The sequence below is a fragment of the Geofilum sp. OHC36d9 genome (assembly GCF_052400685.1).
In the GTDB taxonomy this organism is placed as follows: Bacteria; Bacteroidota; Bacteroidia; order Bacteroidales; family Marinilabiliaceae; genus CAZHHH01.
On sequence record NZ_JBQTGJ010000001.1, the window covers coordinates 207,020 to 220,057 of the forward strand.

Here is a 13,038-nt window from a genome sequence, read left to right on the forward strand (position 1 = left end):
TTTACTGAGAAATAAATTATTATGACTGATAGCTATAAAATTGCTCACAAAGAAAAAAATGGCGAGGTAAATCTTGTGTTTAGCGGGCAGTTGACGATTAATAATATCGAAAAAATTGCGTCTGAGATTAAGACGATTCTCGAAAAACCGACAGCAGTAAATATTCAGGTTAAAGAAGTGGAGAACCTGGATCTTACGTTTGTGCAATTGATCTATTCCATAAAAAATAGTGGAAAGAAGAATAATTTTAAAGTGACTCTTTCTGTGAGTCTGTCAGAGGAACTTAATTCATTGGTTGCAAATGCTGGATTTGACTCTTTTTTAACTGAAAATTAATTAAACATCATATAGTTATGGCAAAAACCGTTCTTATTGTAGATGACTCTGAGAGTATCCGGGAAGTGGTAAATTTTACACTCCAGAATGAAGGGTATGAAGTGCTTGTTGGGGTAGATGGTGAAGATGCGTTGCAGTATCTTGATGGCCGTCATATAGACATTATCATTACCGACCTCCACATGCCAAATCTTGATGGGCTGGGTTTAATCAGGAAGGTGAGACAAAATGATACTTATAAGCATATCCCGATATTGTTTTTGACCACAGAGTCACAAACCGCCAAGAAAATGGAAGCCAAGGAAGCGGGTGCTACAGGTTGGATCATTAAACCATTTGTTCCTGCCAAGTTATTGTCAGCCATATCGAGAGTTATCAGATAGCGAACCAATGTTAGAGGATCTTAAAAGGAAGTTTTTTGACCAGATTTTAAGCGAATTGGAGAATTTGGCTGTTATTTTGGAAAAAGAACCTGATGGCGATAAGCTCGATGATACCGTCGAACGGATCTTTACAATTAGTCATCAGATAAGTGGTACAGCTCCAATGTTGGGCTATGAAGTGATGCCAAAGCTTTCGAGAAAGGTTGAACGTGCCTTTTATGAGGTTCGCACCAATAATAGGGATATTTCCTCACAGTTTCTTCAGCAAACGCGGAGAACTATTTTATCTATGATAGAAACATTGAAAGACGAATCAAAAGGAATGGCCCAAGTGTCTAACTAAAAGTACCAGACTGATAGTCATAATTGAAGGTAACTCATGATTGATAAGTTTAGAGCAAAATTTGTAGAGGAGTCCAAGGATAATGTTCAGGATCTGGAAGAAGCATTGTTTCTTCTTGAGAAAGACATGGAAAACCGGGAACTTATAGAGCGTATCTTTAGGGCGATGCACTCTCTTAAGGGTGGTGGCGCTATGTTTGGTTTTAATGACTTAAGCGAGTTTACTCACCACTTAGAGACTATTTTTGATGGTGTCCGGAACCAAAAGATTCCCGTTACTACTGACTTAATTTCGCTGACGTTTCTGGCTATTGATGAGATAAATATTTTGCTCAATACCGGTGATTTAACCGAGGCAAAAGATAAAGAAGAGTTGGCGGGCATTACCAATCGCATAAAAGATTTTATGGGGAATGGTTCTGAAATCCCAGCTGACACTTCTGCTAAAACGACCGTATCATCACCTACTGTTAAGGTACCCCAACAGCAAGAAACGAAGAGTGAACTTACTTATTTGATTACTTTTATTCCTCAGTTGGATTTGCTGCAAAACGGAACTAATCCGTTTTTTTTAATGGACGACCTTCATGCGCTGGGTACAGCCATGTGTGTAGCTTATGTGCATAAAATTCCATCACTCGATTTATATAGCCCGACCAGTAATTATTGTGTCTGGCAGATTTTGTTAAGTACGGTTGAATCCGTTAATGAGATTAAAGACGTTTTCATTTTCGTGGAAGACGAGTGTGAATTGAGCGTTGATTTGATCGCCAACAGACCTGTCGTTGATTTGCCTGCTGTTAAGTCAATGGTTGACAAGGCAAAAGAGCGAAATCTCCTTCTGAAAAAAGAGGACTTTGACGACGCTGATTGGAAAAAAGAAGCCGTTGCTAAACCGACCACAGCTCCTAGAAAAGTAGCTGTTCAGGAACATAAAATTTCCAGCATCAGAGTATCGTCGTATAAGATTGATGAGCTGGTGACGTTGGTGAGTGAGTTGGTAACCATTCAGGCGCAGCTGAGTCTGTATGCCGAAAAGAGTGGCGAACCATCTATAATGGCCCTTACCGAGAATATTCAAAAATTATCGCGCCAGCTGCGTGAAAATGCCTTTGATATTAGCCTTATTCCTTTGCAGAGTGAATTGATGCGTTTCCAGCGATTGGTACGCGACTTATCCAAAGACCAAAATAAGGATATTGATTTTGTTATTGAAGGCGGTGATATAGAACTGGATAAAAATATCATAGAGAATCTGACCGATCCTTTGTTGCACATTCTTCGTAATTCAATTGATCACGGTATTGAGTTGCCGGATGATCGTATTTCGGCTGGGAAGGCACCAAAGGGAACAATTTTGTTTAAGGCTTATTACTCAGGCGCCAATGTTATTATTGAGGTGTCCGACGATGGTAAAGGTCTTGATCCCGATCTTATTCTTCGAAAGGCTATTGCCAAAGGCATTGTTGAAGAAGGAGCGCAACTTGAAAATAAAGAAATATTGAATCTAATATTTCTTAGCGGTTTTAGTACCCGTGATGCCGTAACCGAAGTGTCGGGCCGTGGTGTTGGAATGGATGTTGTTCGACGTAAAATTGCAGAAATACGTGGCGAAGTAACTGTGGAATCGGAATTGGGTAAAGGAACAATTATCTCTATCCAATTGCCTATGACATTGTCAATTATTGATGGATTACTGGTAAAGGTAAAAGATAATCAGTATGTTATTCCTATTTCCGCCATCGAAAAAATTCATGCGTTGGAGTCGACAAAGTTCAGGAATACCTTTAATCGTGTTGTGGAGTTAGACGGCGAGCAGGTGCCTTATATAAATCTACGGGAGGCTTTTAATCTTGAGCCATTGGACGAAAACAATAACGTTGTACAGATGGTTGTTGTTAAATCAGGCGACAAATTGGCCGGGATTGTTGTTGATAGTGTGATTGGTGAATATCAAACTGTGGTTAAACCTTTGGGAAAGTATCTGCGTAGTCAGAAAATTTTGTCCGGAGCCTCTATTATGGGCGATGGAAGTATTTCGATGGTTATAGACACCACGCGTTTGTTACAAATCCGAAAAGGAAAGAAATAGATTGTTAATATTCTATATAAAGGCAGTATAAAATGGAAGTACAAGACAAAACACTTTTGTCGTTTCAGATTCAGGATGATATTTTTGCAGTGAATGCCCTTACGGTAGCTCACATTCTGGAACTGCCGCCTGTTATTACGTCGGTGCCAAATACACCGGAATTCATGAAGGGAATCATTAATCTACACGGGAATATTGTTCCGGTGGCTGATATGCGTGTAATTATGGGGCGTGAAAATTTTACAAATGGGGCCGATACCTCCATTATTGTTCTTAGCCCTAAGGGCGATCAGGATGATAAAGTGGGTATTCTCGTAGATATGGTTCAGGAGGTTTTTGAGTACAAATCGTCCGAATTAAAGGAAACCGTCTTGCAAGGGAAAAAAGGAATGCTTGACTCGTTTGAAGGTACTCTTTTGAAAAATGGCGATTTTATTCATGTTATTGATATTAAGAGTTTAACGCATTTAATAGAAGAATAAGAAGCATGGCAACTAACAGTAATTCGTATCTTACATTTAAAGTTGGCCAGGAAACTTTTGGCGTTAACGTGGTTAAAGTAATGGAGATACGTGAATATGTAACCCCACGTGTGTTACCCCAATCGCTACCTTTCGTTAAAGGCGTGGTGGAGTACCAGAATGAAGTTATACCTTTGATTGATACTGGACTGAAGTTTGGTCTGGACGAAGTTAAAATTGATATCGACACCGTGATGATTGTTTTGCAGCTAATCAGTGATACATTAAGTAAAACGTATCGCGTTGCAATTCTGGTGGACGCTGTTTCTGATGTGCTTGAATGCGATACTTCGGAACTTAAATTGATTTCTGATGACTATCGGCCGGGGTACATTCAATCAACCTATACTCAGAATGATAAATTTATTTACATCCTGAATAGTGATTTAGTTTTTAATCAGAAAGAAGTTATTTCGATGCTCGATAGTCTTAAAAAGATAAAATAATTAGTCATCCAGAATAGTATGGATAAAACATCTTATAAACCGGAAATGATGGACTGCTTCAAGGCAGAGCTGTCCGAGGAAGACTTTAATGTTTTCAGTCGGTTTATATATTCTGAGTTCGGAATTAAGATGCCGCCCATAAAAAGAGTGATGCTGCAGGGACGTTTGCTGAAAAGAATCAGAGAATTAGGCTTTAATTCTTATACCGATTATAAGGAGTTTCTATTTAGTAAAGAAGGGCTGGACAAAGAGTTATTGCATTTTTTGAGTGTCGTAACAACTAATAAGACGGATTTTTTTAGAGAACCCGGTCATTTTATTTTTTTGAACGATGAGGTATTGTCAGAGTTTGTACCTTCGTCGGCGCAACCGCCATTGAAGGTCTGGAGCGCCGGTTGCTCAAGTGGCGAAGAACCATATACCATTTCGATTGTTCTAAATGAATTTGAGCGACTTAACCCTTTTTTTAAATTTGAAATATTGGGTACCGATATTTCCTCTAACGTTTTGGAGAAGGCTGCACGGGGTGTTTATCCATTCGAGCGGATTTCAACAATTCCTTTGGAACTCAAAAAACGTTATTTTTTGAGAAGTAAGGACAGTCAAAATCCAACCGTCAGGGTTAGTCCTTTATTGCAAAAAAAAATGCGGCTAGCCTATTTGAACCTAATGGATCCGGTTTATGATATTAAAGAAACATTTGATGTCATATTTTGTCGCAATGTTTTAATATATTTTGACAGAGCCACGCAGGAGAAGGTGATTAATAAGCTTTGTAACCATTTAAAACCGGGAGGCTATTTTTTTATTGGGCATTCAGAATCCTTATCAGGGATGACGGTGCCGTTGGAGCATATTAAACCAACAATTTTCAGGAAAAAATAAAACGAAGTAAAACGACGATAAATTACATTCAAGCATTATGGCGAACATTTCGGACAGACAACTTTTAAAGGAGCTTAGAGGGCGACTTCAGGAAGGTGCTAAATTTGAGCAGGAAGTCAAATACCTCACACAAGAGCTTCAGGATGTTACCAAACGTTTTAAGGAATCGGAGGCATTGAAAAGCCATTTCATTTCAAATATATCCAATGAAATTGTTAATCCCTTTACCTCTATTTTGGGCTTATCCAAAAGCATTCTTTCTGTTGAGAAAAACGACTGGAAAAAAGTTGTATCAATGGTGGCCCTCATACATAGTGAGGCTTTTAACCTTGATTTTCAATTGAAGAATATTTTTGTGGCAGCTAAGATTGAAGCTGGCGAAGTGGTTCCCAATATTGCAAAGGTCAACGTTAAAAACGTGATTCAAACTATCATTGAGTCATTTAGCCTGGTCGCGCGAAAAATGGGTATCGAAATAGAATTCAATTTTAATATTGAGTATGGCTTTGGAAAGAATTTTTATTTCAAAACCGATAGTGAAAAATTGAAGACTATCATGAGCAACCTGCTCAATAATGCCCTTAAATACAGTTATAAGGACAGTAAAGTTATAATCGTTGTTACAGCCGATGAAGACGCGCTGACCATCTCGGTTAAAGATTTTGGCACTGGTATCTCCGATAAAAATCAAAAAATCATTTTTGAACGCTTCAAACGTCTCGATTCAGGTATTAATTCAATTAACCGTGGTCACGGCCTTGGTTTATCAATAACAAAAGCATTGCTTGATGTTATGGGCGGTTATATTGAAATTGACAGTAAAAAAGGTGAAGGTTCTACTTTTACGGTTCGCATTCCTGAAGCAAAAAATGTTGTAGATGGTTTTAGTGGTGAAGGAAATGACATCTTCTTTGATGATGATGATGAGATTTTTTAAGGGATAATAATGGATCAATATTTACAACATTTTTTGTATCCGTCAACTCTCTTTGCCAGCCGGGATTCGTATGTGGTGAAAACTATTTTGGGGTCGTGTGTGGCAATTTGTCTGTGGGATCCAGTGGCTAAAACAGGCGGCATTAATCACTATATGCTCCCGACCTGGAATGGCAATGAACTGGCTTCCCCAAAATACGGCAATATTGCTATTGAGCGGCTTGTGGAGCGGATGTTGCAGTTGGGATGCAAAAAAGAGAATCTACAAGCAAAAATTTTTGGTGGCGGTGATTTGATTTCCACCGATCGCAGCGCTATGTTGATAGGAGAAAGAAATATCCGTATTGCCCGAATGATTTTGGAAGAGAAAGATATTCCGGTAGTGGCTTCCAGCACCGGAGGACGAAAAGGCAGAAAGATTCTTTTTTTTACCGATACTGGCGAAGTGAGGCATAAGTTCCTTGATAAGACCAATCAATAGGATGGTTGGATTGTTTTTAGAGTAAATTATGGATAAAAAAATTAAAGTACTTATTGTTGACGATTCTGCTGTTGTCAGACAGAGTCTATCTTCAATTTTGGAGTCTGATCCACAAATTGAGGTCATGGGTACTGCTGCTGATCCTATTATTGCTGTAAAAAAAATTCTGAAGGAAGTCCCCGATGTTATTACGCTCGATATTGAAATGCCCCGTATGGATGGGCTTACTTTTTTGCGTAAAATAATGTCACAGCTTCCTATCCCTGTGGTTGTAATATCATCTTTAACCAATGAAGGCACAGAAGTGGCTATGAAAGCCCTTGAATATGGGGCTTCTGAAATCATTGGAAAGCCGGCCATGAATGCCGCACAGTTTTTTAATGAATCAAAAATTATGCTTTGCGATGCTGTTAAAGCAGCAGCACAAGCAAAGCTTTCCAGGCTGAAAATTGGCAAGACACCCGATGCGATGTTGGTCCAACCGAAATATTCAGCCGATATTATTCTGGAACGTTCTGGTGTTAAAACACGTATCGTCGATACCGAAAAAATAATTGTCCTCGGTGCTTCCACCGGTGGGACGGAAGCTATCCGTTTGTTTTTGCGTGCACTTCCGCCACGTATGCCTGGCATTGCCATTGTGCAGCATATGCCCGAAGGATTTACAAATTCGTTTGCCAAAAGTTTAAATAGAATTTCGCATTTAGAGGTAAAAGAGGCCGAAGACGGTGATCATTTATATCAGGGGAGAGTTCTTATTGCACCTGGTAACCATCATATGCTGCTGAAGCGGAATGGGAAAGGATATGTTGTTGAAATTAAGCAAGCGCCATTGGTTAACAGGCACCGGCCATCGGTAGATGTCCTTTTTCGGTCAGCAGCCCGCTATGCCGGACAAAATGCCACCGGCGTCCTTCTTACCGGTATGGGGGCCGATGGAGCTAAAGGTCTGTTGGAACTTAAAGAATCAGGCGCTGATACCATAGCTCAAAATCAGGAAACATCCATCGTTTTTGGGATGCCCAGAGAAGCCATTAAGCTTGGTGGCGTTAATAATATACTGGGAATTGAAGAGATTGCCCCATTTCTGGTAAAGAAATTTCTATGAAAACACCCTTAGGGTTTGTTATTTATAGGTCTAAATTTAAGGTCTGAAGAATGAAAAAGAATAAGTATAAAGCGTTAACCTCTAAGTCGGCCCTGCAGGGAGCTGCTGTTGGTTTGATGGCCGCCATAATTATATTTCTCTTAAGTATGGACTCGCCGGCATTGGCTAAGGTTGAGCGTATTTCCCTGGCTGATGTCTTTTATTTTTTCCCGGGGTTATGGGCTGTTTTGACCTTGCCTTTTTTGTTTGCTGTTACCAATTATTGGATTTCCAGAAAACTTTCTGGCATCCTTAATAAGCAGTTTCGTAAGATTAAAAAGGAGGCAGGCAGAACCAGGCAGGTACTCGCTTTTATTGAAAATATACGTCAGGATAAGCTTGATATTCCACTAAAAAATAAAGATAAGAAAGATCCTTTAACTCTTTCTTTAATAAGCTTGCGTGAGTTCATGATCGAAAGCAAGCAGGAACAGCAACGCCGACGAATTGAAGAAGAACAGCGTAACTGGGTCACTAAAGGCTTGGCCGAGTTTGGAGAGATACTTCGAAAATCAAGTGATAATCTTGAAGAGTTATCTTATCAAATAATTCGTTACCTGGTTAATTATATGAATATTAATCAGGGGGGCGTTTTTTTGCTTGAAAATCGTAAAAATGGCGAGCAATATTTCGAGATGACGGCTTGTTTTGCTTTTGATCGCCGTAAATATGCTGATAAAATTATTAATTGGGGCGAGGGTCTGATAGGCCGTTGTGGTCTCGAAAAGGAAACCATTTTGTTGACCGACGTGCCCGATGATTACATTCATATTACCTCCGGATTAGGAGAAGCCAATCCTGGCACTATTTTATTGGTGCCTTTAAAAACCAACGATGAGCTGTATGGCGTTATTGAGTTGGCTTCTTTTAAAGTGCTGGAGGATTTTGAAATAGGATTGGTTGAAAAATCGGCCGAGAGTATTGCATCAACTATTGCTATGGTTAAGACCAATATTCAGACCAATAAATTATTGCGCGAAACACAGATTCAGGCCGAAAAAATGGCCCAGCAGGAAGAGGAATTACGGCAGAATCTTGAAGAGATGAGGGCGACACAGGAGGAGAGCGATAGGAGAGAAGTGGAACGTAAAGGAATTCTTGATGCCATTGATCATGCCGCTATTTCATGCGAATTTGACGCAGCAGGCAATTTGCTGTCGGTGAACGAAAACTTTCTTAGTGCTTTTAAGTATCGGCCCGAGGAGATTGAGGGTCAGAATCTTCGTATTTTTGTGTTTAAAGAAGATGTTAGTGAGCTGGATAAAGTGTTGGCCGAAATTCAGAATGGAAATAATTTTAGAGGACGTGTTCGGCGACGTACCAAATCAGGCGAAGAAATTTATTTGTTATCGACTTATAGTCCGGTAATCGATCACAACGGGAATATTCTTAAAATCCTGAGTCTGGAAAATGACGTGACTGATCAGGTGAAAATGGAGGATGCCTTGAAGCGATCGAAGGAAGAGTTGGGCTTGTTGCTCGAGAAAGCGCGCAACGAAATGAAAGAACAATTTAAGGAGATAGAGTCCGTAAAAATCAGAAATGAAAAAACCCTCGAAGGTGCGCTTGATGCAATTATCACAACCAACCATGAAGGCGTTGTAGAGTTTTTTAATGCCGCAGCCGAAAAGCTCTGGGGTTATGACCGTAAAGAGATATTAAATAATAACGTGAATATGCTTTTCTCCAAGGAGACGGTTAAAACCAATGATTTCATTTCCCGATTTGTGTCAAATGAGAATAATAAAATAGTGGGCGAGCGACGTGAAGTACCCATCAGGACCAAGTATGGTGAAGATATTCCTGTATTAATGCTTCTTTCTGAGGCTGAGGTTGGTGGTGCATTCTCGTATACTGCTTTTATTCAAAATGTTGAAGTAGAATTGTTTTAATGTTTGAGGGCTTTAGCATGCAGGAGAGTAGTGGAGGGCATAATCAGTATCGGGAGTATTTGCAGGTTCTTAAGGCGTGTTCACCTTATGACTTCAGCGGGTATTCCAATAATTCGATTGAGCGACGCATCGATAAAATAATGCGTGATAATAATTTGAACCTCGATCAGCTCATTTACAGAACACGCACCAGCGAAGAGTTTGTGGAATATGTGGTTGAATCAATTACTGTTAATACCACTGAACTATTTAGAGACCCTCCGCTATGGATTGATTTGTATCAGAATGTCTTACCTGCGTTGATCGATAAACCAAAAATTCATATCTGGCACGCCGGCTGTTCTACCGGTCAAGAGGTATACTCTAATATTATTCTTTTGCATCAGTTGGGGTTACTCGAAAAGAGTGAAATATATGCCTCTGATATTAGTCGGAATGCGATTTCGCAGGCTAAGAAAGGTTCTTACCGGTTTAGCTATAATTATGAATCCTATTTTCATAATTTTAAACGGATTTTTCCGACGAATACAAATGCGTTGTTCGAGAAGTTTTTTTCTGTTAATAAGTCTGTTGAGGATTCCTTTTCAATACATCCTGAGTTTATTGAAAAAGTAAAGTTTTTGCGGCACGATTTGGTTAAAGAAGCTTTTCCGGCCTTTTCGAAGTTTGATGTAATTTTTTGCCGTAATGTATTGATCTATTTTAATGAGGATTTACAAAACAATATTGTGCAAAAGTTTTATGAACGATTATTTCCCGGAGGTTTCCTCATTTTGGGATCGCACGAATCGCTTCATGGCTTTTTTAAAACTAAATTTGTTCATCATAAACAGGTCTATAAAAAGACGTCATCGTTTCATTTGAAATATTAAAACGTAACACTGGTGACTTTTGGAATAACTGAAATAAAAGAGTTGACAAAATCTATGTCCGCATATCCCGACATGGACTATTCCGATTATAGTCTGTCTTTTTTGGGACGTCGGTTGCCTTATGTTTTTTCCGCTTTAAATGTCAGACAGATTCCTGTGTTTCAATCAAAATTATTGGATGATGATTTCAGGGATAGGGTGAAAACGCTTATGAGTGTCGAAATAACTGAAATGTTTAGAGATCCTGCTTTCTGGCGTTTATTTCGTGATAAAGTGATGAAGAGTCTGCCAACTGGCTCCGATACGATTTGGATACCTCATGCGCCAAGTGGCGAGGAAGCATTCTCTGTTTCAATTATTATGGAAGAGTCGCTTTTGACCGATAATTATTGTGTTTTGTGTAATACGCCATCTCTTGCCATTGCTTTAAAGATAAAGGAAGGCCGGTTTAATAAGGCATTTAGTGACGTGAATCAAACCAACTACCGGCGGCTTGAAGATAAGGATGCTTTTCAGAGTTATTTGGAGGAGCGGAGAGGTGAGCCTGTTTTTTGTGGAGAGATTTCTGGCAGAGTTAGTTGCATTCCCTCAACATTAGCAACCCAGTTGCCGGTGAACAGGAAAATTGGAGCCATTTTATTCAGAAACGTTTCGTTGTACTATAATCACAGAATGGCTGAAAGAGTCTATGCTATTCTTTTGGATGTTTTAATGCCGGGCGGGTTTTTAATGGTCGGCATAAAAGATAGCCTGCCCCGCGAGATAGAAGAAGAATTGATAGTGCTTGATCCTGCCGAGCGAATTTATCAAAAACCACTGTCAAAACAGAATTATAGTTATGACTTATCCTGATTTTAAAGTAATTGTGATTGGTGGATCGGCGGGTAGTTTTTCTGTTATCTCAAATATATTATCGCGCCTCGATCCCGATTTTCGAATTCCTATCGTTCTTTGCCTTCATCGACTGAAACACGTTCGTTCGGGTCTCGTGGAGGGCTTAAGTCTTAAGTCGGTTATTAATGTGGTGGAGCCGTTTGATAAAGAGAAGTTACGACCAAATACTGTTTTTCTGGCGCCGGCTAATTATCATATGTTCCTGGAGTTGGATGGCACAATTTCTCTTTCAACGGAGGAAAGTCTGAATCATAGCCGACCTTCAATTGACCACACCTTATTGTCTGCTGCCTATGTGTACAGAGACAAGACGCTGGGTCTATTATTAACGGGGGCCAATAAAGATGGAGCGGCAGGTATTAAACGTATCCATGATGTGGGGGGGTATACCATTGTTCAGGATCCGGCAACCTGCGATATTGATACCATGCCTAAAGCTGCTTTGCAGTTGTTTGAGCCCAGCTGTATTGCTTCACCCGACAAGATTGCAGAGATATTAAATGGGATACATCGGGAGTTGAGAAGTAAGTGATCATAACCGTACGGCTCTTTTTTCGTATGTTTGATTTTATAAAGGGCAAGCGATGAAACGAATCTGTTTGCGAAGTGACGTAAATATTTGTGGAACTGGCAAATATAGTGTTTATCCGATCTCTGTAAACAATGTTTTTGAGTATGAAACGAACCATGGGAATTATTTTACAAACAGGAGTCTGATTAATTCCGACGAGTTCCATGTGGCAAAAACAAAGAAATTATAAACACATGAAACGACCATGATAAAGGATTTTTCACACAGGGAGATGATTATTTTCATGGGAGTTCCATGTGACCTTAACAAACGAATTATAAACATATGAAACGAGCCATGAGAACGTGTTCACACACAGAAGAATGATTATTCCGGCGAGTTCCATATGGCAACTGAGAGACAAATTATAAACATATGAAACGAGCCATGAGAATTGATTCACACACAGAAGTATGATTATTCCGGCGAGTTCCATATGACCACTGAGAGACAAATTATAAACATATGAAATATAATATTGACAAATATCCGGTTTTACAGCTGTTGTTTATTTTTGCAGGGGTTGCTTTTGGTTTGGCGATGTTAAAAATATTGCTTTTTAGTCCTGTTGTGGGTCTCTGGTATTATTTTGTGGAATTTGGGGCTTTGTTGTTGTTTCTTTGTGTTTTGTTTATTGCCGATGTTAGTATTCGTAATTATAAGAAAGTAGTGGAGTCCCTGTCCAAAGAAAAACAAGACATGACCGAGATCTGGAGGAAGGAAAAAGAAGCCTTGCTAAAACGACTTTCTTATTTTGAAGAGCGTGATAATGAAATTAAACGATTCGCTTCATACCAGGAAAAGATGATGCGCCGGATTTTTGATGAAGGTCATGTCGCAAAGGATGGTTCTCATTTTTTACATCTTCTTGCTGAAGTTTTTCAGGCCAGTGCGGCAATTCTTTACAAGGAAAGCGAACCCAATGGGCAATTTGTCGTACAAGCTACTTACGCAGTGTCTGAAGATTTTCACCCTGAACCGTTTTCTGTCGGCGAAGGTTTTAATGGTCAGGCTGCGGCTGATAAAGCACCAATGGTGATTGATGATATCCCTGAAGCATTTTTAAGTGTCTCTTCCGGGTTGGGAGAATTGCCTGCTTCGGTACTTTATCTTTTGCCTGTGGTGAAAGAAGGACATTGTACGTATTTGATAGAAATGGCCTCCTTTAAGAAAAATGAAATCGAAAGAATGTGGAATGATCTGTCAGCCAGGATGGTTGAAGAAGGTATTCTTTAAGTAT

General features: G+C 39.5%; 15 protein-coding genes. All 15 read left to right on the forward strand.

The window, feature by feature from the left end; all coding sequences use genetic code 11:
• Positions 1 to 21: 21 nt before the first annotated feature.
• Positions 22 to 336, forward strand: coding sequence for an STAS domain-containing protein (locus tag ACT3CD_RS00750; protein WP_444641986.1), 315 nt, complete (start codon positions 22 to 24; stop codon positions 334 to 336).
• Positions 337 to 353: 17 nt separating this feature from the next.
• Entirely contained in the window at positions 354 to 719 is a 366-nt protein-coding gene (locus tag ACT3CD_RS00755; RefSeq protein WP_444641988.1) for a response regulator, read from the forward strand.
• Between the two features lie 7 nt (positions 720 to 726).
• Positions 727 to 1,062 carry an Hpt domain-containing protein gene (locus tag ACT3CD_RS00760; protein WP_444641990.1) on the forward strand — a complete coding sequence of 112 codons (336 nt, stop codon included), beginning with the start codon at positions 727 to 729 and terminating at the stop codon, positions 1,060 to 1,062.
• 36 nt (positions 1,063 to 1,098) lie between these two features.
• Entirely contained in the window at positions 1,099 to 3,153 is a 2,055-nt protein-coding gene (locus ACT3CD_RS00765) for a chemotaxis protein CheA (protein WP_444641992.1), read from the forward strand.
• 32 nt (positions 3,154 to 3,185) lie between these two features.
• Positions 3,186 to 3,635 (forward strand): chemotaxis protein CheW, encoded by a 450-nt coding sequence (locus tag ACT3CD_RS00770; RefSeq protein ID WP_444641994.1) that lies wholly within the window; start codon positions 3,186 to 3,188, stop codon positions 3,633 to 3,635.
• 5 nt (positions 3,636 to 3,640) lie between these two features.
• Positions 3,641 to 4,120 (forward strand): chemotaxis protein CheW, encoded by a 480-nt coding sequence (locus ACT3CD_RS00775; RefSeq protein ID WP_444641996.1) that lies wholly within the window; start codon positions 3,641 to 3,643, stop codon positions 4,118 to 4,120.
• Between the two features lie 18 nt (positions 4,121 to 4,138).
• Complete coding sequence (locus tag ACT3CD_RS00780) at positions 4,139 to 5,005, forward strand: CheR family methyltransferase (RefSeq protein WP_444641998.1); 867 nt, start codon at positions 4,139 to 4,141, stop codon at positions 5,003 to 5,005.
• Between the two features lie 37 nt (positions 5,006 to 5,042).
• Positions 5,043 to 5,942 carry a sensor histidine kinase gene (locus tag ACT3CD_RS00785; protein WP_444642000.1) on the forward strand — a complete coding sequence of 300 codons (900 nt, stop codon included), beginning with the start codon at positions 5,043 to 5,045 and terminating at the stop codon, positions 5,940 to 5,942.
• Between the two features lie 9 nt (positions 5,943 to 5,951).
• Positions 5,952 to 6,422 carry a chemotaxis protein CheD gene (locus ACT3CD_RS00790; protein WP_444642002.1) on the forward strand — a complete coding sequence of 157 codons (471 nt, stop codon included), beginning with the start codon at positions 5,952 to 5,954 and terminating at the stop codon, positions 6,420 to 6,422.
• 28 nt (positions 6,423 to 6,450) lie between these two features.
• Positions 6,451 to 7,530, forward strand: coding sequence for a protein-glutamate methylesterase/protein-glutamine glutaminase (locus ACT3CD_RS00795; RefSeq protein ID WP_444642004.1), 1,080 nt, complete (start codon positions 6,451 to 6,453; stop codon positions 7,528 to 7,530).
• 50 nt (positions 7,531 to 7,580) lie between these two features.
• The gene (locus ACT3CD_RS00800; protein ID WP_444642006.1) at positions 7,581 to 9,461 is read left to right on the forward strand and encodes a PAS domain S-box protein; all 1,881 of its coding nucleotides are present in this window, start codon (positions 7,581 to 7,583) and stop codon (positions 9,459 to 9,461) included.
• A complete protein-coding gene (locus ACT3CD_RS00805; protein WP_444642007.1) occupies positions 9,461 to 10,333 on the forward strand; it encodes a CheR family methyltransferase in 873 nt (290 codons plus the stop codon). The genes ACT3CD_RS00800 and ACT3CD_RS00805 overlap by 1 nt, the downstream gene beginning before the upstream one ends.
• A gap of 12 nt (positions 10,334 to 10,345) precedes the next feature.
• Positions 10,346 to 11,185: a CheR family methyltransferase gene (locus ACT3CD_RS00810; protein WP_444642009.1), complete on the forward strand. Its 840-nt coding sequence runs from the start codon at positions 10,346 to 10,348 to the stop codon at positions 11,183 to 11,185.
• Positions 11,172 to 11,759 carry a chemotaxis protein CheB gene (locus ACT3CD_RS00815; protein WP_444642010.1) on the forward strand — a complete coding sequence of 196 codons (588 nt, stop codon included), beginning with the start codon at positions 11,172 to 11,174 and terminating at the stop codon, positions 11,757 to 11,759. Before ACT3CD_RS00810 ends, ACT3CD_RS00815 begins: the two co-directional genes overlap by 14 nt.
• Before the next feature lie 504 nt (positions 11,760 to 12,263).
• Entirely contained in the window at positions 12,264 to 13,034 is a 771-nt protein-coding gene (locus ACT3CD_RS00820; RefSeq protein WP_444642012.1) for a hypothetical protein, read from the forward strand.
• Positions 13,035 to 13,038 lie beyond the last annotated feature (4 nt).